The sequence below is a fragment of the Pseudomonas sp. NFACC41-3 genome, assembly GCF_900109505.1.
GTDB classification, from domain to species: Bacteria; Pseudomonadota; Gammaproteobacteria; order Pseudomonadales; family Pseudomonadaceae; genus Aquipseudomonas; species Aquipseudomonas chlororaphis.
The window spans coordinates 1,065,500-1,084,924 of the sequence record NZ_FOAE01000001.1 but is presented as its reverse complement, the minus strand read 5'-3'; the positions used below and the strand labels follow the sequence as shown (position 1 = coordinate 1,084,924).

The 19,425-nt window shown below is 64.6% G+C and carries 20 protein-coding genes and 1 pseudogene; 8 read left to right on the top strand and 13 right to left on the bottom strand.

Going from position 1 to position 19,425, the window contains the following annotated elements; translation table 11 throughout:
- Positions 1-29 precede the first annotated feature (29 nt).
- The 3 genes from dctM to dctP form a co-directional block, all read right to left on the bottom strand.
- Positions 30-1,313: a C4-dicarboxylate TRAP transporter large permease protein DctM gene (gene dctM, locus BMY68_RS04945; protein WP_085531289.1), complete on the bottom strand. Its 1,284-nt coding sequence runs from the start codon at positions 1,311-1,313 to the stop codon at positions 30-32.
- Complete coding sequence (locus BMY68_RS04940; RefSeq protein WP_085531291.1) at positions 1,313-1,945, bottom strand: TRAP transporter small permease; 633 nt, start codon at positions 1,943-1,945, stop codon at positions 1,313-1,315. The genes dctM and BMY68_RS04940 overlap by 1 nt, the downstream gene beginning before the upstream one ends.
- Before the next feature lie 89 nt (positions 1,946-2,034).
- Positions 2,035-3,024, bottom strand: a complete 990-nt coding sequence (gene dctP, locus BMY68_RS04935) for a C4-dicarboxylate TRAP substrate-binding protein DctP (RefSeq protein WP_085531293.1) — start codon at positions 3,022-3,024, stop codon at positions 2,035-2,037.
- 250 nt (positions 3,025-3,274) lie between these two features.
- On the opposite strand from dctP, the gene BMY68_RS04930 reads away from it, so the two are divergent.
- Together BMY68_RS04930 and BMY68_RS04925 are read left to right on the top strand one after the other, a co-directional pair.
- The gene (locus tag BMY68_RS04930) at positions 3,275-4,864 is read left to right on the top strand and encodes a phospholipase effector Tle1 domain-containing protein (protein WP_085531295.1); all 1,590 of its coding nucleotides are present in this window, start codon (positions 3,275-3,277) and stop codon (positions 4,862-4,864) included.
- A complete protein-coding gene (locus tag BMY68_RS04925) occupies positions 4,864-5,517 on the top strand; it encodes a DUF2931 family protein (RefSeq protein WP_085531296.1) in 654 nt (217 codons plus the stop codon). Before BMY68_RS04930 ends, BMY68_RS04925 begins: the two co-directional genes overlap by 1 nt.
- Positions 5,518-5,541: 24 nt before the next feature.
- Here the strand turns inward: BMY68_RS04925 and BMY68_RS04920 are convergent, their stop codons facing one another.
- The 5 genes from BMY68_RS04920 to BMY68_RS04900 form a co-directional block, all read right to left on the bottom strand.
- Positions 5,542-6,357, bottom strand: a complete 816-nt coding sequence (locus BMY68_RS04920; RefSeq protein WP_085531298.1) for an HpcH/HpaI aldolase/citrate lyase family protein — start codon at positions 6,355-6,357, stop codon at positions 5,542-5,544.
- A gap of 172 nt (positions 6,358-6,529) precedes the next feature.
- Positions 6,530-7,735 carry a CaiB/BaiF CoA transferase family protein gene (locus tag BMY68_RS04915; protein WP_009043448.1) on the bottom strand — a complete coding sequence of 402 codons (1,206 nt, stop codon included), beginning with the start codon at positions 7,733-7,735 and terminating at the stop codon, positions 6,530-6,532.
- Between the two features lie 20 nt (positions 7,736-7,755).
- Complete coding sequence (locus tag BMY68_RS04910) at positions 7,756-9,105, bottom strand: MmgE/PrpD family protein (RefSeq protein ID WP_085531300.1); 1,350 nt, start codon at positions 9,103-9,105, stop codon at positions 7,756-7,758.
- 10 nt (positions 9,106-9,115) lie between these two features.
- Positions 9,116-10,279 (bottom strand): acyl-CoA dehydrogenase family protein, encoded by a 1,164-nt coding sequence (locus tag BMY68_RS04905; RefSeq protein ID WP_009043446.1) that lies wholly within the window; start codon positions 10,277-10,279, stop codon positions 9,116-9,118.
- Positions 10,280-10,319: 40 nt separating this feature from the next.
- On the bottom strand, positions 10,320-11,159 hold the full coding sequence (locus BMY68_RS04900; RefSeq protein WP_175534809.1) for an HTD2 family dehydratase: 840 nt from the start codon (positions 11,157-11,159) through the stop codon (positions 10,320-10,322).
- Positions 11,160-11,296: 137 nt separating this feature from the next.
- Here BMY68_RS04900 and BMY68_RS04895 point away from each other — a divergent pair, with 137 nt between their 5' ends.
- Positions 11,297-12,184, top strand: coding sequence for a LysR family transcriptional regulator (locus tag BMY68_RS04895; protein WP_085531302.1), 888 nt, complete (start codon positions 11,297-11,299; stop codon positions 12,182-12,184).
- A 133-nt stretch (positions 12,185-12,317) separates the two neighbouring features.
- On the top strand, positions 12,318-12,884 hold the full coding sequence (locus tag BMY68_RS04890) for a GNAT family N-acetyltransferase (protein ID WP_085531304.1): 567 nt from the start codon (positions 12,318-12,320) through the stop codon (positions 12,882-12,884).
- A gap of 7 nt (positions 12,885-12,891) precedes the next feature.
- Here BMY68_RS04890 and BMY68_RS04885 read toward each other — a convergent pair.
- A pseudogene (locus BMY68_RS04885) lies at positions 12,892-12,993 on the bottom strand (zinc ribbon domain-containing protein); the annotation flags it as partial.
- Positions 12,994-13,049: 56 nt separating this feature from the next.
- Between BMY68_RS04885 and BMY68_RS04880 the strand changes: the two are divergent.
- The 3 genes from BMY68_RS04880 (at position 13,050) to BMY68_RS04870 (ending at position 14,706) form a co-directional block, all read left to right on the top strand.
- Positions 13,050-13,535, top strand: a complete 486-nt coding sequence (locus BMY68_RS04880; RefSeq protein WP_009043442.1) for a GFA family protein — start codon at positions 13,050-13,052, stop codon at positions 13,533-13,535.
- A 104-nt stretch (positions 13,536-13,639) separates the two neighbouring features.
- Positions 13,640-13,885 carry a hypothetical protein gene (locus BMY68_RS04875; RefSeq protein WP_085531305.1) on the top strand — a complete coding sequence of 82 codons (246 nt, stop codon included), beginning with the start codon at positions 13,640-13,642 and terminating at the stop codon, positions 13,883-13,885.
- A 5-nt stretch (positions 13,886-13,890) separates the two neighbouring features.
- The gene (locus tag BMY68_RS04870) at positions 13,891-14,706 is read left to right on the top strand and encodes a MipA/OmpV family protein (RefSeq protein ID WP_085531307.1); all 816 of its coding nucleotides are present in this window, start codon (positions 13,891-13,893) and stop codon (positions 14,704-14,706) included.
- A 44-nt stretch (positions 14,707-14,750) separates the two neighbouring features.
- Here the strand turns inward: BMY68_RS04870 and BMY68_RS04865 are convergent, their stop codons facing one another.
- The 3 genes from BMY68_RS04865 to miaE all read right to left on the bottom strand — a co-directional run bounded on the left by BMY68_RS04865 (position 14,751) and on the right by miaE (position 17,511).
- Positions 14,751-16,025, bottom strand: a complete 1,275-nt coding sequence (locus tag BMY68_RS04865) for an ATP-binding protein (RefSeq protein ID WP_085531309.1) — start codon at positions 16,023-16,025, stop codon at positions 14,751-14,753.
- The gene (locus BMY68_RS04860) at positions 16,026-16,733 is read right to left on the bottom strand and encodes a winged helix-turn-helix domain-containing protein (RefSeq protein ID WP_007923858.1); all 708 of its coding nucleotides are present in this window, start codon (positions 16,731-16,733) and stop codon (positions 16,026-16,028) included. It lies immediately after the preceding gene.
- Between the two features lie 172 nt (positions 16,734-16,905).
- Positions 16,906-17,511, bottom strand: a complete 606-nt coding sequence (gene miaE / locus BMY68_RS04855; RefSeq protein ID WP_085531311.1) for a MiaE family protein — start codon at positions 17,509-17,511, stop codon at positions 16,906-16,908.
- Between the two features lie 239 nt (positions 17,512-17,750).
- Between miaE and BMY68_RS04850 the strand changes: the two genes are divergently transcribed.
- Positions 17,751-18,614 carry a universal stress protein gene (locus BMY68_RS04850; RefSeq protein ID WP_009043437.1) on the top strand — a complete coding sequence of 288 codons (864 nt, stop codon included), beginning with the start codon at positions 17,751-17,753 and terminating at the stop codon, positions 18,612-18,614.
- Positions 18,615-18,726: 112 nt separating this feature from the next.
- Here BMY68_RS04850 and BMY68_RS04845 read toward each other — a convergent pair whose 3' ends face one another.
- On the bottom strand, positions 18,727-19,197 hold the full coding sequence (locus tag BMY68_RS04845) for a DUF1289 domain-containing protein (RefSeq protein WP_009043436.1): 471 nt from the start codon (positions 19,195-19,197) through the stop codon (positions 18,727-18,729).
- Between the last annotated feature and the right edge of the window lie 228 nt (positions 19,198-19,425).

Genomic DNA, 19,425 nt, shown 5'->3' with positions numbered 1-19,425 from the left:
CCGCCTCTCCTGCAAGTAACGGCGTTGCGTCAGTTCATCCCCAGCCAGTTCGGCAGCGCCAGGGAAATGAACGGTACGTAGGTCACCAGGATCAGGAACACCAGCAGGATCATCAGCCACGGCAAGGCCGCGCGGATGGTCTGGCCGAGCGTCAGGCCGGTCACCGCCGAGGTGACGAACAGGTTCAGGCCCACCGGCGGATGCACCAGGCCGATCTCCATGTTGACCACCATGACGATCCCCAGGTGGATCGGGTCGATGCCCAGCTTCATGGCGATCGGGAAAAAGATCGGCGCCAGGATCAGCACGATGGCCGAAGGCTCCATGAAGCTGCCCGCCACCAGCAGCACCACGTTGACCATCAGCAGGAAACCGATGGGCGACAGCCCGGCATCCATGACGAAGGTGGTGATCTGCTGCGGGATCTGCTCGGTGGTCAGCACATGGGCGAAGAGCATGGCGTTGGCGATGATGAACATCAGCATGATCGACAGCCGCCCCGACTCCACCAGCACTTTCGGGCAGTCGCGCAGGCGCATGTCCTTGTAGACGAACAGCGCGACGAAGGCCGAATACACCGCCGCCACCGCCGCCGCCTCGGTCGGGGTGAACAGGCCGCTGTAGATGCCGCCGAGGATGATCACCAGCAACAGCAGGCCCCAGAAGGCCCGGCGCGCGGTGCTCAGCCATTGGCGGAAGGACACCCGCGGTTGCGCCGGCAGCTTCTTGATCCGCGCGACGATGTAGATCACCACCATCAGGATCACACCCAGCAACAGCCCCGGCACGACCCCGGCCATGAACAGCTTGCCGACCGAGGTTTCGGTGGCCGCCGAGTACACCACCATCACGATCGACGGCGGGATCAGGATGCCCAGGGTCCCGGCGTTGCAGATGATCCCGGCGCCGAACTCCCGTGGGTAGCCGGAACGCACCATGCCGGCCACGGCGATCGAACCCACCGCCGCCACCGTCGCCGGCGACGAACCGGACAGCGCGGCGAACAGCATGCAGGCCAGCACCGCAGCAATCGCCAGACCGCCACGGATATGCCCGACGCAGGCGTTGGCGAAATCGATCAGGCGCTGCGCCACCCCGCCGGTGGTCATGAAGGCCCCGGACAGCAGGAAGAACGGGATCGCCAGCAAGGTATAGGCCTCGGAGGTTTCGAACAGCTTGATCGCCAGGGAGCTCAGGGAGTCCGGGCTGAACAGCAGGATCGACGTGGCGCCGGCCAGCCCCAGGGAAATGGCGATCGGCACGCCGAGGAACATGAACACGAACAGCATCAGAAACAGGCAGAGAATGGCCATCAGTGCTGATCCTCGTGGTGACTGGCAAGCTTGCTGGCCTCGGCCGCCTCATCGGCCAGGCCCAGGTTGATCTGCCCGCGCATGAGGATGCGCCACATGATTTCCAGGTAGCGGATCAGCACCAGGGCAAAACCGAAGGGCACGATCATCGCGATGTGCGACAGGTGAATGCCGAACTGGTCCAGGTCCTCGGCTTCGATGCCGGCCTGGATCAGCGCCATCAGCCACTTGAAGCTGGCGACCATGAACAGCCCGGCGTAGACCATGCAGCACAGGCAGGCGATCACCGCCAGCAGGCGCTGGGCCGGGCGCGAGGCCAGCTTGACCAGCGCGTCCACCCCCAGGTGCCCGGCGGTGCGCACGCCGTAGGAAATGCCGAAGAAGATCAGCCAGCCAAACAGCATCTTGGTCAGCGCCACGCTCCAGACCATGTCCTGGGCCAGCTCCATGAGGAAGTCGCCGATCCCCAGGAACAGCGTGCTGCCCCCTTCCCAGGCATCGCCGATGGCGTAGAACAGCGGGTACAGGTTGTTGAGCACCACGTAGACAAAAGTCACCAGCGTCATGGCCGCCAGCAGGAAGGCGATGAACGCCTCTTCAAAATGTTCCCAGAACCGCCTCAGCCTGTGCATTGAGGTTCTCCGCGAAAGTGCCAGTGGAGTGCAGCCCGATAGCGGCTGCCGATGGGCCGCTGCGAGCGCAGCGGCCGGGATGCAGGTGGTTATTGCGCCTGGTTGGCGGCTTCGGCGGCCTGGATCAGGTCGGCGCCGATATCGCTCTCGAACTTCTTCCACACCGGGCGCATGGCTTCGCGCCACTCGTTACGCTGCTCGGGAGTCAGGGCGACGATTTCGCTGGTCTTGGCGTCGATGATCTTCTGCCGGGACGTCTGGTTCAGGGCTTCGGCCTGCTTGTTCACTTCCACCGAGACCTCGGCCATGATTTTTTCCAGCTCGCCGCGCACATCCGCCGGCAGGCCGCTCCAGAACCTGGCGTTGGTGATCACCATGTAGTCGATCAGGCCGTGGTCGGTCTCGGTGAAGTACTTCTGCACCTCGTGGACCTTCTGGCTTTCATAGTTCGACCAGGTGTTCTCGGTGCCATTGACCACACCGGTCTGCAGGCCCTGGTAGACCTCGGCGAAGCTCATCTTGCGCGGGTTGGCGCGCACCGCCTTGAACTGCTCCTCGAGCACGCTGGAAGCCTGCACGCGGAACTTCAGGCCGCGGGCGTCCTTGGGTTCCACCAGCTTCTTGTTGGCCGACAGCTGCTTGAGGCCGTTGTGCCAATAGGCCAGGCCGAGGATGCCTTTGTCCTGCATGGCGGTCAGCAGCTGCTTGCCCTCGGCCTGCTGAAAGCGGTCGACAGCAGCGAGGTTATCGAACAGGAATGGCAGGTCGTAGATCTGCACCTTCTTGGTGTACTGCTCGAACTTGGCCAGGGACGGCGCGAGCAACTGCACGTCGCCCAGCAGCAGCGCCTCCATTTCCTTGCCGTCGCCGAACAGCGAGGAGTTCGGATACACCTCGACCTTGACCCGGCCCGGCAGGCGCTCCTCGGCGAGCTTCTTGAACAGCAGGGCGCCCTGGCCCTTGGGGGTGTTTTCCGCCACCACGTGGGCGAACTTGATCACGATAGGGTCGGCGGCCTGCGCAAGACCGGCGCCCAGCAATGCGGTGGCACAGAACAACGCCCGGGAGAGCTTGAACATGGACTTCACCTTCTTATTGTTGTGGTTGATCGCAGAGTGCCTAAGGGCACGCGTATTGAGAATTTTGAATTTTTGATACCTGCGTTCGCCTGGGCCGAACGCCGCGCGCTACCGGCGATAGGCGCCTGAAGTTCCATCCCCCTACGATGGAATCAGCCGCAACCGAGCCTGTTGCAGATTCCTCCTAAATCCCTGCCCCGCCCTTCCCGGTACGGTTTCCAGCACCCTCTTCGACCGCACGAGGACACCCATGGCCAACAACGGACCCGGGCCGATGCCCCGCCTTCTACGGCCCGCCATTCCCAATCAGAGCCCCAACCAACCACCCGCCGAACGCGCCGCCGAAACCGCACAGCCCAGCTACGGCGAACAGCTGTGGGCGCAGTACGAGAAGTACGCCAAGGAACCCGCGCCACCGCCGGCCAAAGCCCAGGTAGCGCTGCGCATCGGCGTGTTTTTCGACGGGACCGGCAACAATGCCGGCAATTCGGCGATGGGCGAGTTGTGTGGGGCTCAACACCCTATCGGGGCCAGGGATCTCGATGGCAGTTGCAAGCCGTATATGAGCGATCCGCAGAGTAGTTATGGGAATGGGGTGAGCAATATTAAAAAGCTGAGTGATCTGTATCACTCCGCTCAGCAAGCTGAGGGTGAGGGCCCGCAAAAGCGTGCCTTTCGTTCAATCTATGTCGAAGGTATTGGCACACGGACTGGCGAGAAGGACAGTCTGATTACTTCGGGGACAGGACGTGGCGACACTGGAATCTCAGGGTGCGTGCAGAAAGCATTTCGTGCGATCGAGCAGCGTATCAATGAGGTCCTCGAAGAGTATCCGGAAACTGAAATCACCTCATTGACCTTCGATGCCTTCGGCTTTAGCCGAGGCGCGGCAGCGGCCCGGCATTTTGCCAATGAAGTCGTGCGCTGGCTTGGACCGCTGCAACTGATTTTGCACAGCCACTCCAAGGCCTTCAGCCCCAATTTCAACCGACAATACGGTCACGATGTCGATATGGGATTTATCGGCCTGTTCGATACGGTGCCATCGGTTGCCGGGCTAAACAATCTGGGTAATGTGCGCGGCGCCACTGCTCCGGGTATCAAGCTCCACCTCGACCGCCGCTACTTTCGCTCGGTGGTGCAACTGGTCGCCCGCGACGAGTACCGGGCTAACTTCGCGCTGAGCCGGGTCCAGCCCGATCATCTGGAAATCGCCCTGCCCGGCGCCCACTCGGATATCGGCGGTGGTTATCTGGATGAGGTGCAGGAGTGTGTACTCGTCAGTCCGATGCAAGCGCTGGAAGTCTCGATCAACACCGACGTGATCCACACCTCGATTTACCGGGATGCGGTCCAGGCAAGAACACGCTGGCTGGCCAAGGGTTGGCCCGCGCAGTGGCTGGAAATCGTCACACCGGAGCCGCTGTTGCTGCCCCAGGATCCACAGGACCGCCTCGTACCACGAAGAAAACGGGTGTATGCCGGCCTGCAACTCAAAAGGCCAATGACTAATAAGCTGGCGGGCGTGTATCTGCGCGTCATGTATGAGCAGGCCAAGCAGAACGGTGTGCGTTTTAACGTGATTGACGAACAGGACCCGGACTACGCCCTCCCGCAAGAACTTCAAAGCCTTTGTGACAGGTTTGTCGCTGGGAACTACAGTACGACGCCAGCCGAAGAGACGATGCTCAAGCTGCGCTATATCCATCTCTCGGCCCACTGGAACCACCCGCTGGGCAAACAGGACGGCGGCAGCCTTAAAGTCGTCTATATCAACGCCCCCACGGCGGATGCCGTGCGTGTGCAACATCCTCACGTACCTGATTGGACGCTTTGGTAATGAGAATATTCATCGCCCTGCTGGGCGCCCTGCTATTAAGTGGCTGCTTAACCACGGACCCGCTATCCGGAAAAAGCGACCCCAAAGATCCCTGGTGGGAAATGGGCTTCACCCAGCCGTACTACATGAAAGTCTGGGTCGAAGACACGGCTGTTGAAGACATCAACGGACGACTCTTCCGACATACCGGGCGTGGCTCCGCAGCAGATGGCGACCCGGGCTTGAAGAAGGAATGGGCTCGAGGCTGGAGCGGAGTTGGAGGCAATGGCAAGTCAGTGATAGGCGCAGACCTACCCAAACGCATTTTCGTGCGCTGGCAATCAGTTGTGGAACCCCAAACTTATCGAGCATGGATAGATATCCCGGAAGAAGCCCGGAAAATCATGGCCACCTCAACGAATCGACGCTGCCCGGAAACCCCACACCAGACTGCCCGCTACATGGCATCGGTCTATCTGGGCCTCGCTCCTGGCGGCATCGTCCAAGTCTGGGTCAGGGACGAATGCCATCACCCGGTCAAAGTCGCCCGCGCCCAGGGTGAAATCGAGCCACTGGGCCCACACCTGGGCAAATCCAGCGGCCACTATTACCCCCTGTCCGAAAACGCCAAGCGCTACATAGAGCGATACGGCATTCCCTATGGCAGTTGGTAACGCGCTCCTGCGCGATTGCAGTATTCAGGGACTCAGCGCCAACAGGCGCTGGGCCCGCAGCAGCACTGGCGCGTCGACCATCTGGCCGTCGACCTGATAGGCGCCGGCGCCGTGGCTGCCGGCGTCCACCACCCGTTGCGCCCAGGCCAGGTCTTCGGCGCTGGGGGCCAGGGCCTGGTGGATCACCGGCACCTGTTTCGGGTGGATGCACAAGGCGCCGGCAAAACCCATTTCATAGGCGTGGCGAATGGACTGGCGTAAACCTTCGGGGTCATCGATCGCCGGGTGCACGCCATCCAATGGCGGCACCAGGCCGGCGGCGCGCGAATGCAGGATCAGCGCCAGCCGCGCCTGGTCGAGGGCAAACTGCGCTGCCGCCGAACCGCTGCACAGGTTGAGGTCCAGCGCCAGGTCCAGGCCGCCGAAGGACAGGCGCTGCACCGCAGGAGCCCGGGCGATTTCCGCCAAAGCCAAGAGCCCGCGCGCGCTTTCGATGATCGGCCAGATCTGCTTGCCGGTGGCCGCCACGGTCGCCACCTGGGCGGCGCTTTCGACCTTGGGCAGCAGGATGCCGACCACCCCGGCCTGGGCTTTGCAGAACGCCAGGTCGGCGGCATGTTCGGCATGTTCCGGGGCATTGACCCGCACCCACAGCCGCACCTGGGGCTGGCTGCTGAGGAACTGCTCGAGGTTGTCCCGGGCCTGGCGCTTGAGCGGCTCTTCCACGGCGTCCTCGAAATCGACGATCACCGCGTCGGCGCCGCTGGCCAGGGCCTTGCCGAAACGCTCGGGACGGCTGCCCGGGACGAACAAGGCGGAGCGGACAATTGGGTTGGGCATGTTGAATTCCTTGTATGTGATGTGGGGTCCGCAGGCCCTGTGGGGTATCCCCGATTTCCCCTGTAGGAGCCAGCTTGCTGGCGATGAGGCCCTCGAGATTTGCATCGACCTTTCGGGCGTATCGCGAGCGAGCTCGCTCCTACAGGGGGCCATGCAAGCCGGCAGGTCGGTTTCAGATCACGCCATTGCTTCGCAGCTGCTCGATGGCATCGCTGGACAGCCCCAGTTCGGCAAGGATCGCGCCGCTGTGCTGGCCCAGCCCGGGGACGCCGTCCATGCGCGGCTCGAACGCCGCATTGCGCGCCGGCGGCAGCAGCGACGGCAGCTTGCCGGCCGGGCTGTCGACCTCGCGCCAGCCGTCGCGGGCCTTGAGCTGCGGGTGCTGCCACACGCCCTGCATGTCGTTGACCCGGGCGCTGGCGATCTGCGCCTGCTCCAGCCGCTCGATCACCGCCTCCACCGTCAGCCGGGCGAAGCTGTCGACGATGATCTGGCGCAGCGCCTGGCGATTGGCCGAGCGCTTGAAGTTGGCCGAGAAGCGTTCGTCTCCGGCCAGCTCGGGCATCAGCAGCACCTTGTCGCAGAACGCCGCCCACTCGCGCTCGTTCTGCAGGCCGAGCATCACCGTGCCGCCATCCCCCGCCGGGAACGGTCCGTAGGGGTAGATGGTCGAGTGCGCCGCGCCGGCCCGGGGTGGTGGCGGCGCGCCGTCGAAGGCGTAGTACATCGGGTAGCCCATCCACTCCACCAGGCTTTCCAGCATGCTCACGTCGATGCGGCTGCCCTGCCCGGTCCTGCCGCGCAGCAACAGCGCCGAGAGGATGCCGCTGTAGGCGTACATGCCGGCGGCGATGTCGGCAATCGAGCAGCCGGCCTTGGCCAGTTGATCGTCACCCGGGCCGCCGGTCACCGACAGGAACCCGCCCTCGCTCTGGATCAGCAGGTCATAGGCCTTTTTCTTCTCATAGGGGCCGCCCTCGCCATAACCGGAAATGTCGCAGACGATCAGCCGCGGAAAGCGTTCATGCAGCGCCTCGAACGACAGGCCCATGCGCGCCGCCGCGCCCGGCGCAAGGTTCTGCACCAGCACGTCGGCCTGGGCCAGCAGGCGTTCAAGAATGTCGCCGGCGGCGTCCTGCTTGAGGTCCAGGGTCAGGCTTTCCTTGGAGCGGTTGGTCCAGACGAAATGCGAGGCCAGGCCGCGCACGCGCTCGTCGTAGCCACGGGCAAAGTCGCCGCTGCCGGGGCGCTCGACCTTGATCACCCGGGCGCCCAGGTCGGCCAGTTGGCGGGTGCAGAACGGCGCGGCGATGGCGTGTTCCAGGCTGACCACGGTGATGCCGTCCAGCGGCCGGGGTTGTGCGGTATTAAGTGTCATAAGGCGTCCTCGGGGCGGGCTCAGAGCAATTCGTTCAGTCGCGCGGTGTCGCGCAGGTTCCACACCTGGCGGATCAGGGCCGCGCCCTGCTCCGGGGTGCGGGCGCCGGAGAAGCGCAGCAGGCGCTGGAACTTGTCCGCCAACTCGGCCCGCGACAGGCCGTTGCCCGGATCGCCCTTGGGCTCGTCGATGGCACCGTGCAAGGTAAGACCGTCGTCGGTGCTGACCACTACACGGCCCAGCCAACGCTGCGGATAGGCGCGGTCCACCTCGGGGTCGAGGACCATCGACACCTTGTCGCGAAACGCCGCCACCGCCGGGTCGTTCAGCGCCAGCTCCTGGAACTCCGGCAGCCCGGCCTTGCCATGCACGGCGATCAGGCCGAGCACGGTGCCCATGGAGAACTTGGCCTGGTGCACGGTCTGCGGCACGCTCACCCGCCCCAGCACATCGATGGCGCCCTGGTGCACGCGGGTTTCCACGCTGGCGATCCGCTCATGGCTGAGGCCTTCGCGCTGCATCAGCGCCAACAAGGCGTCGGCGGCCGGATGGGTATGGCGGCAGGAGGCGTGGAACTTGAACGAGGTCTCCAGCAAGGCCCAACGCGAACCGAGCCGATCGGACAGCCTGCTCGGCTCGGCATCCCAGGACATGCCCGCGGCCATGCCCTGCTCGCCTTCGAGAATATTGCGCGCGCCGGTCAGCCCGTCGCGGGTCAGGTAGGCGGCGAGCAGCCCGTCGGCCGCGGCCTTGGCCGTGTGCAGCTGCTTGGAGTCCGCGGCGTCGCGCAAAAACTCCCAAAGCCCGGCGGCCTGGGTCCCGGCGCTGCCCAGCAGATTGATGAACTGCGCCTGGTCGAAGCCCATCAGCTTGCCCACCGCCACGGCGGCGGCGAGGGTGCCGACGGTGGCCGTGGTGTGGAAGATCCGGTAATGGGAACGGCCCATGAACTCGCCAATGCGGATCCCCGCCTCGTAGCCGGCCACCGCCGCCAGCAGCAGCTCCTGGCCGGACTTGCCCAGGTCCTGGGCCGCCGCCAACGCGGCCGGGAACACCACGGTGGCCGGGTGCAATACCGAGCTGTTGTGCAGGTCGTCCTGCTCCACCAGGTGGGAAGACGCGGCGTTCACCAGGGCGGCGAAATAGGCCGAGCTGCCGCGGCCGTTGACCAGGATCCGCGCCGGGCCATCGGCCGGGCCCATCTGCTGGGCGTAACGCTCGAACAACGGGATCGGATGCGCGCCCTGGCTGGCCAGGGCCGAGCCGAACCAGTCGAGGAACAACTCTTCGGTGCGCGCCAGCACGCTGTCGGGCAACTGCGGGTAACTCAGGCCGGCAAGGAACCCGGCCAAGGCTTGGGTATGGCTCATGCTCGGTTCCTCAGAAGCTGCGCGGCAGTTCGAGCAGGTGCTCGGCCACATAGGACAGGATCAGGTTGGTGGAGATCGGCGCCACCTGGTACAGGCGGGTCTCGCGGAACTTGCGCTCGACGTCGTATTCGCAGGCGAAGCCGAAACCGCCGTGGGTTTGCAGGCAGGCGTTGGCCGCCTCCCACGAGGCCTTGGCCGCCAGGTACTTGGCCATGTTGGCGCTGGCCCCGGCGTTGCCGCCGCTGTCGTATTCCTCGCAGGCGCGCCAGCGCATCAGGTCGGCGGCCTCGATCTCGACATGGGCTTCGGCGATGGGGAACTGCACGCCCTGGTTCTGCCCGATGGGCCGGCCGAACACCACGCGGTCGCGGGCGTACTGACTGGCCTTTTCGATAAACCAGCGGCCGTCGCCGATGCACTCGGCGGCAATCAGCGTGCGCTCGGCGTTGAGGCCGTCGAGGATGTACTTGAAGCCCTTGCCCTCCTCGCCGATCAGGCTGTCGGCGGGGATTTCCAGGTTGTCGAAGAACAGCTCGTTGGTCTCGTGGTTGACCATGTTGGCGATCGGCTGCACGGTCAGGCCGTGGCCGATGGCCTCGCGCAGGTCGACCAGGAAAATCGACATGCCTTCGGACTTCTTCTTGACCTCGGCCAGCGGCGTGGTGCGCGCCAGCAGGATCATCAGGTCGGAATGCTGGATCCGCGAGATCCACACCTTCTGCCCGTTGATCACGTACTTGTCGCCACGCTTGATCGCGGTGGTCTTGATCTTGGTGGTGTCGGTGCCGGTGGTGGGCTCGGTGACGCCCATCGATTGCAGGCGCAGTTCGCCGCTGGCGAGCTTGGGCAGGTAGAAACGCTTCTGCACTTCGCTGCCGTGCCGCAGCAGGGTGAACATGTTGTACATCTGCCCGTGCACGGTGCCGGAGTTGCCGCCGCAGCGGTTCACTTCTTCCAGGATCACCGAGGCTTCGGCCAGGCCCAGGCCCGAGCCGCCGTATTCGGCCGGGATCATCGCCGCCAGCCAGCCGGCGTCGGTCAGGGCCTTGACGAAGCGTTCCGGGAAACCTTTTTCTTCATCGATCTTGCGCCAGTAGGCGGCATCGAACTCGGCGCACAGGGCGCGCACGCCTTCACGGATGGCATTCAATTCTTCGTTGCTGTTGGGGTTCATCGAACGGCTCTCCGCCTGTGGTTATTGTGCTGGGATGGGGTCATTCCGGGATGGCGTCGAACAGCACTTCGCCGCGCTGGGCCAGGCCGGCGTCGTTGCCGGCCCAGAGCTCGGCGACGCCGGGGCGGACGATGCGCCCGCCGACCTCGAACGGCTGCGGCGCGATCAAGGGCCGCAGGCCGCGATAGGCGAAGCGCCGCAACCGGGCCCCGGGATGGGCGCGGCAGAAGGCGCGCAGGCTGAGGGTGGCTATCAGCGGGCCGTGCACCACCAGCCCCGGATAACCTTCGGTCGCGGTGACGTAGGGAAAGTCGTAGTGGATGCGATGGCCGTTGAAGGTCACGGCGCTGTAGCGAAACAGCAGGGTCGGGCTGGGCTCGACGGGTTCGCGCCAGTCGCCCTGGATCAGCGGCTCGCCGCTGGCCTGCTTGGGCGGGGTCGGTTCGCGGTAGACGATGTCCTGTTCCTCGCGAATCGCCAGGCGACCGTCCTGGGAATACTCATGGCGCACAGTAACGAACAGCAGCGCGCCGGTGCGCCCGGTCTTTTCCTCGACCTGCCTGATGGTCGACACGCATTGCGCCTCGAACCCGGCGCGCAGCGGCTCGAAGAACTCCAGCCGGCCACCGGCCCACATGCGGTTGCGATTGGCCGCCGGCGGCAGGAAGCCGCCACGGGCCGGATGGCCGTCGCCACCCAGGGCGCTTTCGGCCAGGGGCTCCTGGAAAAAGCACCATTGCCACAGCGGCGGCAAGGCCTCGCCAGGGGCCGGCACGGGTTCGCCAAAGGTCGCGGCGATGCGCTTGAGCAGGTTGTCGCTGAGCAGGTCTCGGGCTTGCTGGCTACGGCCTGTCCAGGCGCTGGGGTCGGTCACGCTCATCGGGTCGGGTCCTGTTGCAGTGGTGGTGCGCCCGATCATGCAAGCCGCTGTGCGTTCTGAGAATTTGCATTTCAATAAACCGGCGTTCGGTTATGCTGAACGCCGCTTTGCCCCCTCTTCACTCCAGGAGCCCGCCCATGCATTTCGACCTGGCCGACCTGCGCCTGTTTATCCATATCGCCGAATCGCCGAGCCTGACCCAGGGCGCCAAGCGCGCCTTTCTCTCGCCGGCGGCGGCCAGCGCGCGGATCAAGGCCCTGGAAAGCCAGCTCGAGACCCGTCTGCTGTACCGCGACAGCCGCGGCGTCGAAGTCACTCCGGCCGGCGAGCGGCTGTTGCAGCATGCGCGGCTGATCATGCGCCAGGTGGACTACCTGAAAAGCGAGTTCACCCAGTACGGCGGCGACTCCACCGGGCATATGCGCATCTTCGCCAACACCACGGCGGTGACCGAATTCCTCCCGGAGATCCTCGCCGGCTTTCTGTCGAAACGCCCGGGGGTCACGGTGGACCTGCAGGAGCGCCTGTCCCGCGACATCGTGCGTGGCGTGCTCGACGGCACCGCCGACATGGGCATCATCGCCGGCCCGGTGGAGGCCAGCGGCCTGCAGGTCCTGCACTTCAGCACCGACCACCTGGTGCTGATCCTGCCGGTCGACCACCCGCTGGCGACGCAGCCGGCGGTGACCCTGGAGCAGACCCTGGCCTACCAGCACATCGGCCTGCACGAAGGCAGCACCTTGCTGAGTTTTTTGCGCGAACACGTGGAGCGCACCGGCAAGCAGTTGTCGCTGCGGATCCAGGTCTCGAGCTTCGAAGCGATCTGCCGCATGGTCGAGGCCGGCGTCGGCATCGGCATCATTCCCGAATCGGCCGCGATCCGGCACAGCCGCACCATGCAGCTGGTGACGGTGAAACTCAACGAGGCCTGGGCGGTGCGCGAGCGCAGCATCATTGTCCGTGAGCTGGAGGCCCTGCCCGGCACCGTGCGGGCGCTGATCGCCACCCTGATGCCCGAGGCCTGATCGCTCGGGGTCAATCTACCCCCTGGCGCAAAACCCTCTGCGACACCGCCGCCCGTTGACCTGAATCAAGGGCCCGGCGCCTGACAGGTGTGAATGTTCAGGCAATCCTCTGCACCTTCACGGAGACTTGCCCATGACCAGCACCGCCCTCCACACGCCTGCCCTGGCCGCCTTCGCCCAGTACAAAGGCGAACACTGGATAGACGCCCTCAACGACGGCAGCCCGGTGCTGATCCGCCCGTTGCGCGCCGAAGACCGCGAGCGGGAAAAGGCCTTTATCGAGAACCTCTCGCCGACCACCCGGCACCACCGCTTCCTCGGCGAAGTGAAGGAAGTCGGCGAGGCCCTGCTCAGCCAGTTGATGGACGTCGATGGCAGCCAGCGCGTGGCTTACGTGGCCCTGGTCCACGACAACGGCTCGCTGCGGGAAATCGGCATCAGCCGCTACGCCACCATCGGCGCCGACGCGGACACCTGCGAGTTCGCCGTCACCGTGGCCGACGAATGGCAGCACCAGGGCCTGGACGCCTTGCTGATGCGCCATCTGGTCGACCGGGCCAAGGGCCAGGGCTTCAAGCAGATGTACTCCCTGGATTGCCCGGCCAATCACCGCATGCGCGAACTGGCCGCGACCCTGGGTTTCCACCGCGCCATCGACCCGGACGATGCGACCCAGGTCCGCTACCACCTGGCGCTGTAGGCCGGCCTCAGCCCGCCGCCCCGCCACACTGCGCGCAAAACCGCGCGCCGGCGGCCAGCGTGTTGCCGCACTGGCGGCACGCGGCGGGCTGCAACGAGGTCCCGCACTGCTGGCAAAAACGCGGCTAGGCTGACGGTCATAGCCCATGGATCGTCGGAGGTCGTCATGCAACTCGAAGGCTCCTGCCATTGCGGCGCTGTCCACTTCAGCCTGAACAGCGCCCACCCCTACCCTTATCAGCGCTGCTACTGCTCGATCTGCCGCAAGACCCAGGGCGGCGGCGGGTATGCGATCAACCTCGGCGGCGATGCCGCCAGCCTGAAAGTCCGCGGGCGCCAGCACATCTCGATCTACCACGCGCTGCTCAGGGAACCCGGCAAACGCGCCCGGCGCAGCAGCGCCGAACGGCATTTCTGCAGCCGCTGCGGCTCCGGGTTGTGGCTGTTCAGCCCAGAGTGGCCGGAACTGATCCATCCCTTTGCCTCGGCCATCGACACGCCGTTGCCGATACCGCCGGAACACACCCACCTGATGCTCGACTCCAGGGCACCCTGGGTGGAAATCGACTGGCATCCCCACGACCTGCAATTCGCCCACTACCCCGAGGAATCCATCGCTCAGTGGCATGAGCGCCTGGACCTGCAACGCTAAGCGCCGGGCATTCACAGTCTTTGACAGTTTTGCGACAAAGCTGCCAAAGATTGCCCGCGCCCGCGTCCCTAGCATGAGCGCATCCATTTCCCCACGGGTGCGCCATGTACGGTCGGTTCTTCACGCTCTTCATTGGTGTGCTGCTCGGCGGCTTCAGCTGCCAGGGCACGCCGCCACCGACGCCCAGCGTCGAACCGCCGCCTGAAATCGCCACGCCACCCGAGACCGCCCTTCGCGCCAAGCCGGCCCCTGTCGCCCCGGCGCGCAAGGTCGCCCAGCGCCCGCGCGATGGCCTGGGCAGCTCCTATTCCAAAACCAACGACCACTCCCACACCCTGCTGAGTTTCTAGCCGCGATGAAGACCTCGATCCGTCCGAAAACCTTGTGCCTGTCCCTTGCTACGCTGCCTCTGGCTTCGCTGTGCCTGCTGACATCCAGCGGCCCGCTCTACGCCGCGGACTGGCAATACCAACTACAAGCCGGCGTGGCCAGCCTGCCGCGCTACAGCGGCAGCGACGAACGCACAGTCGCGCCGATCCTGGGCGGCGCAATCGTCAGCCCCTACGGGGTGTTTCTCAACACCGAACAGGGCCTTGGCTGGGGTAACGAATGGGGCGACCTGGCGTTCAGTACCTGGGTCGGCCCCAGCGAAACACGCAAGGACCGCAAGCACGGCTACAAGGGTTCGGACCATCTCGCCGGCATGGGCTCGATCAAGTCCCGCGCGCAGTTTGGCGCTCACCTGGGCTACACCCTGGGCACCGTGGAGCTCGGGGCCACGCTGCAGCACGCGCTGAAGAAGAATGATGATCACGACACTGGCTCGGCCTACAACCACCTGCAACTGAGCATTGGCAGCACGCTGTATGAAGGCCGGTACGGACGCCTCGAGGGCAGCCTCAACAGCCAGTTCGGCGACGGCGACTACCTGCGCACCTGGTATGGCGTCAGCAGCGCCCAGGCCGACAGGACCCGCTTCGGCGCCTATCGGCCCAAGGGCGGCTTTCTCAGCCGGGGCGGCGACCTGACCTGGACAGTGCCGGTCAGTGAACAGATGAACGTATCGACGGTGCTGGCGCTGCAGTACCTGGGCCGGGAAGCGGCGGACAGCCCGATTGTCGAGCGGCGGCTGCAGACGTCACTGGCCACCACCCTGGAGTACAGCTTTTAAGCGGCGTAGGCCGTTCTGACGTTATCGCGCGCAAGCTGCCTGGGCTATTCGACTTGCGCCCAGGTCATGCGAAACGACGCGCCGCCCCACTGCGAATCCGTCACCTCGACCTGGCCGCCGTGGGACTGCGACACCCGCCGCACCAGCGCCAGGCCAAGGCCGAAGCCGCCGGTGCGGCGGTCGCGGCTGGCGTCGAGCCGGGAGAACGGCTCGAAGATCTTCGCCCGCCCTGCCACCGGCACGCCCGGGCCGTCGTCGTTGACCTGGACCTCATAGCCCTGCCCGACCTGCACCAGGGACACCTCGACGCGCCGTTCGGCGTAGCGAATGGCATTGCGCAGCAGGTTGATCACCGCCCGCGCCATGAACCGCGGTTCGATGCTGATGTACTCGACCTCACAGGCCCGGATCGCCATCTGCACCCCCGCCGCCTCCGCCTCCAGGGCGACACTGCCGACCACGCTGTCGAGCCAGTTGCGGGCCTGGATGGTCTCGCGGTTGATCACCGTGGCGCCGTGTTCCAGGCTGGCGTAGGTCAGCAGTTCGGAGACCATTTCCTCCAGCTCGCCGAGGTCGGCGTACATGTCGGCGATCAGCTCGCGGTTCTGCCGCGGGTCGGACTGCTTGAGCTGGTCGAGCTCGAACGACAAGCGGGCGATGGGCGTGCGCAACTCATGGGACACCGCGTTGGTCAGCTCGCGCTGATTGGCGATCAGGCCTTCGATGCGGCTGGCCATCTGGTTGAAGTGCTGCGCCAGGTCGCGCACGCTGGAGCGCCGCGACAAGCGGATGCGCGAGCCCAGGTCGTTATTGCCGAAACGCTGGGCGGCCAGGCGAATCAGTTCCAAGTCGCGCCAATGCGGGCGCACCCAGAAATACAGGACCAACGCCAGGCTGGCCCCGAGGAAGGCGTACGCCCAGATGTACAGCCACTTGGGTTCTTCCGGCAGGCGGATGCTCAGCAACTGCGGGCCGCCGTCGAGGTTGGCGATGAACTCGCTGAAGTCGCCGCGCACCACCAGTTTGTTCTCGGCCAGCAGCTGGCGTTCGCGTTCGGACAGGTCCAGCCCATCCGCCTGCAACAGCCTCAGGCGCATGCCGTAGTGTTGTTGCAGCTCGGCCAGCCGCTGCTCGCGCGCCGCTCCCGTGACCGGCGACAGTTGGTTGACCAGGCTGTATCCCGGCCCGCGCATGGCCTCGCGGTTGTAGGTTTCGTTGGCGTCCGGCAACAGCTCGGAAAAGGTGTAGTTGACCGCCCAGATGGCCCCCGCCAGCCCCAGGGCCAGGATGATGTACAGACGCAGAAACAGCCGCAGCATCTAGAGCTCCCACGCGAACGGATTGAACAGATAGCCCTTGCCCCAGATGGTCTTGATGCACACCGGCTCGCGGGGGTTGTCCTGGAGTTTGCCGCGCAGCTTGCTGATGTAGACATCGACGCTGCGATTGAGGCCGTCGAAGGCGATGCCGCGCATGCGGTTGAGGATGTCGTCGCGGGAAAGGATCTTGCCCGCCGAGCTGGCCAGCAGCCACAGCAGCTCAAACTCCATGGTGGTCAGCTCGATCAGCTCGCCGGCCAGGCGCACTTCCCGGCAACTGCGATCGAGGGTCAGGCTGCCGAATTCCAGCGCGCCGCGCACCGTCGGCTCCGGCACCTGGCGCCGTTGCAGGGCGCGCAGGCGGGCCAGCAGCACCGGCGGCTTGATCGGCTTGATCACGTAGTCGTCGGCGCCGGACTCAAGACCGAGGATATGGTCCAGGTCGTCTTCCTTGGCGGTGAGAATGACGATGGGTGTGTCCGCCACATTGCGGATCTCCCGGCACACGTGCAGGCCGCTCTGGCCCGGCAGCATCAGGTCGAGGACGACGATTTTCGGCTTGAACTCGAGAAAGGCCGCCAGCGCCACATCGCCACGATGTACCGTCAGGACCTCGAAACCGTGTTGGGACAGGAAGTGCGCGATCAGCCCGGCGAGCTTCTCGTCATCTTCCACCAGCAATACTTTGCCAAGACCCGGGTTATCCATAAATACCAGTCTGAGTGCGCACAATTGGGGCGCGCATTATAGGCGGCATCGGATAAATCTGAGACCAGGGCAGACAGCAAAAACCGGCCCAGATGGCCGGTTTTCAATGATGTTTCATGCTTTTAAGAGTTTTTTACAATTTGCCCGTAGTTTTGAACCGACTTGGGCCGTTCTACAGAGTAGGCACGCCGCTGTGGAAGCGGAACTCCACGTCCGGCGACTCGATCAGCTCGCGCTCGGCGGCGCGCACCTTCTCGATCACCTGGGCGATGTCCCTGGCGTCGCCGTACTGATAGGCCAGCTTCAGGTAACCCTGGAAGTGCCGGGCCTCGCTTTTCAGCAGGCCGAAGTAGAACTTGCCCAGCTCTTCGTCCAGGTGCGGCACCAGCGCCTCGAAACGCTCGCAGCTGCGGGCCTCGATAAAGGCGCCGACCACCAGGGTGTCCACCAGCTTCACCGGTTCGTGGCTGCGCACCACCTTGCGCAGGCCCGAGGCATAACGCCCGGCCGACAGCTGGCGCAGTTCGATCTTGCGCCGTTTCATCAGGCGCATGACCTGTTCGTGGTGCACCAGCTCTTCCCGGGCCAGGCGCGACATCATGTTGATCAGGTCGACATGGGAGTGGTACTTGGCGATCAGGCTCAGGGCCGTGCTGGCCGCCTTGAACTCGCAGTTCTTGTGGTCGATCAGCAGGGTTTCCTGATCCGCCAGGGCCGCCCGGACCCAGGCATCCGGCGTGCGGCAGCCAAGGAACTCATGAATTTCTGGCAGGTTCATGGTCGTTCGTCCTTCAGGGCAGCCTTCAAGGGAATGAGCGCGCAAGGCAGGACGGTGGCGACTTCAGGGATCGATAACATGGGGCTCACGGCATAAGGGTTCACGGCGAAGGGCGCCGATTATACCGGCCGCGCCACAGACCACCAGCCGCGGCGCTTGATGTGCGTCAACAGCCACGGCGGCGCGCAGCAACTATAGTTGTGCAACATAGCCTTCATCCCTCTCTGGAGATCCCGACCATGCAAGCCATCCGCAGCATCCTGGTGGTCATCGAGCCCGAGCATTCCGAAAGCCTCGCGCTCAAGCGCGCCAAGCTGATCGCCGGGGTGACCCAGGCCCATCTGCACCTGCTGGTGTGCGACAAGAAGCACGAGCATTCGGCGCTGTTGAGCGTGCTCAAGAGCAGCCTGCTGAGCGAGGGCTACAGCGTGACCACCGAGCAGGCCTGGAACGACAGCCTGCACAACACCATCATCGACGTGCAGCAGGCCGAAGGCTGTGGCCTGGTGATCAAGCAGCACTTTGCCGACAACCCGCTGAAAAAGGCCTTGCTCACCCCCGCCGACTGGAAACTGCTGCGCTACTGCCCAAGCCCGGTGCTGCTGGTGAAAACCGTCAAGCCCTGGACCGGCGGCGTGATCCTGGCGGCCATCGATGTCGGTAACACCGACGGCGAGCACCGCACCCTGCATGCCAGCATCATCGACCATGGTTTCGACATCGCCAGCCTGGCCAAGGCGCAGTTGCATGTGATCAGCGCCCATCCGTCGCCGATGCTGTCGGCGTCCGACCCGGTGTTCCAGCTCAAGGAAACCATCGAGGCGCGCTACCGCGAGCAGTGCAAGGCGTTCCAGGCCGAATTCGACATCGACGATACCCACCTGCATATAGAGGAAGGCCCGGCGGACGTGCTGATCCCGCACACCGCCCATGAGCTGCAGGCGGCGCTGACCATCATCGGCACCGTGGCGCGCACCGGGATTTCCGGGGCGCTGATCGGCAATACCGCGGAAGTGGTGCTCGATGCCCTGGAAAGCGACGTGCTGGTGCTCAAGCCGGAGGACATCATGGACCACCTGGAAGAGCTGGCCGGCAAGCATTGAGGGATGGGTTGACTGATAGAACGCCATCGCGAGCAAGCTCGCTCCTACAGAAACCCACCTTTGTAGGAGCAGCCGGTCGGCGCTCGATTGCTCGCGATGTTTTTTTTAGCGGTCAGGCGCCAAAGGCGTCCTTGAGGAACCCCGGGGCGATATAACGCTGGTAGTGGGCTTCCGACAGGAGGAAAAACTCCCGATCGATGGCATCGCGCAATTCCGGCAGTTCCCAGTCGCGAAACTCCGGCAGCAACACCATCCCATAGGCTTCCAGCTGGTTGATCACCCGCGCCCCGCGGGCGATCAGCTGATAGGCCCAGCAATATTCCGACTGGTGCGGCACGAAGCGGATCTTGCGCTGCTCCAGCTGCTCGCGCAGCCGCTGGGGGTCGAAGACTTCCAGCTTGGCCGCCATCACCTGCACCAGCAATTGCTCGAGACGCAGCCACACCGCGTGCTTTTCTTCCTCGTTGTAGCCGTTCCAGTGGATCACTTCATGGTGGAAACGCTTGCAGCCACGGCACACCAGGTCACCGTAGACAGTGGAGCAGAGGCCGACGCAGGGGGTCTTGATGGTCTGATTGGGCATAAGTAGGCAATTGGCGGAAAAAAGCGAAACAGGCCCGCATGTTAGCCCTTTGTCTAACATTGATCACCCCTCAAACTTCGAGGCATCAGGGTCTATTGGACTTTGGTGGCGGCCGCGACGGATGCCCGCTTGGTGCAGGGCAAGGCGCGAGGAACGCAGTTTGGTTGTTCCAAATAAGTTCCGAGCAACGCAGCCCTGCACCAAGCGGGCCCCGTCCCTTCGGGTTGC

Coding starts and splice junctions, on each gene's coding strand:
- dctM (WP_085531289.1), bottom strand. CDS start 1,313: ATGGCCATTCTCTGCCTGTTTCTGATGCTGTTCGTGTTCATGTTCCTC.
- BMY68_RS04940 (WP_085531291.1), bottom strand. CDS start 1,945: ATGCACAGGCTGAGGCGGTTCTGGGAACATTTTGAAGAGGCGTTCATC.
- dctP (WP_085531293.1), bottom strand. CDS start 3,024: ATGTTCAAGCTCTCCCGGGCGTTGTTCTGTGCCACCGCATTGCTGGGC.
- BMY68_RS04930 (WP_085531295.1), top strand. CDS start 3,275: ATGGCCAACAACGGACCCGGGCCGATGCCCCGCCTTCTACGGCCCGCC.
- BMY68_RS04925 (WP_085531296.1), top strand. CDS start 4,864: ATGAGAATATTCATCGCCCTGCTGGGCGCCCTGCTATTAAGTGGCTGC.
- BMY68_RS04920 (WP_085531298.1), bottom strand. CDS start 6,357: ATGCCCAACCCAATTGTCCGCTCCGCCTTGTTCGTCCCGGGCAGCCGT.
- BMY68_RS04915 (WP_009043448.1), bottom strand. CDS start 7,735: ATGACACTTAATACCGCACAACCCCGGCCGCTGGACGGCATCACCGTG.
- BMY68_RS04910 (WP_085531300.1), bottom strand. CDS start 9,105: ATGAGCCATACCCAAGCCTTGGCCGGGTTCCTTGCCGGCCTGAGTTAC.
- BMY68_RS04905 (WP_009043446.1), bottom strand. CDS start 10,279: ATGAACCCCAACAGCAACGAAGAATTGAATGCCATCCGTGAAGGCGTG.
- BMY68_RS04900 (WP_175534809.1), bottom strand. CDS start 11,159: ATGAGCGTGACCGACCCCAGCGCCTGGACAGGCCGTAGCCAGCAAGCC.
- BMY68_RS04895 (WP_085531302.1), top strand. CDS start 11,297: ATGCATTTCGACCTGGCCGACCTGCGCCTGTTTATCCATATCGCCGAA.
- BMY68_RS04890 (WP_085531304.1), top strand. CDS start 12,318: ATGACCAGCACCGCCCTCCACACGCCTGCCCTGGCCGCCTTCGCCCAG.
- BMY68_RS04880 (WP_009043442.1), top strand. CDS start 13,050: ATGCAACTCGAAGGCTCCTGCCATTGCGGCGCTGTCCACTTCAGCCTG.
- BMY68_RS04875 (WP_085531305.1), top strand. CDS start 13,640: ATGTACGGTCGGTTCTTCACGCTCTTCATTGGTGTGCTGCTCGGCGGC.
- BMY68_RS04870 (WP_085531307.1), top strand. CDS start 13,891: ATGAAGACCTCGATCCGTCCGAAAACCTTGTGCCTGTCCCTTGCTACG.
- BMY68_RS04865 (WP_085531309.1), bottom strand. CDS start 16,025: ATGCTGCGGCTGTTTCTGCGTCTGTACATCATCCTGGCCCTGGGGCTG.
- BMY68_RS04860 (WP_007923858.1), bottom strand. CDS start 16,733: ATGGATAACCCGGGTCTTGGCAAAGTATTGCTGGTGGAAGATGACGAG.
- miaE (WP_085531311.1), bottom strand. CDS start 17,511: ATGAACCTGCCAGAAATTCATGAGTTCCTTGGCTGCCGCACGCCGGAT.
- BMY68_RS04850 (WP_009043437.1), top strand. CDS start 17,751: ATGCAAGCCATCCGCAGCATCCTGGTGGTCATCGAGCCCGAGCATTCC.
- BMY68_RS04845 (WP_009043436.1), bottom strand. CDS start 19,197: ATGCCCAATCAGACCATCAAGACCCCCTGCGTCGGCCTCTGCTCCACT.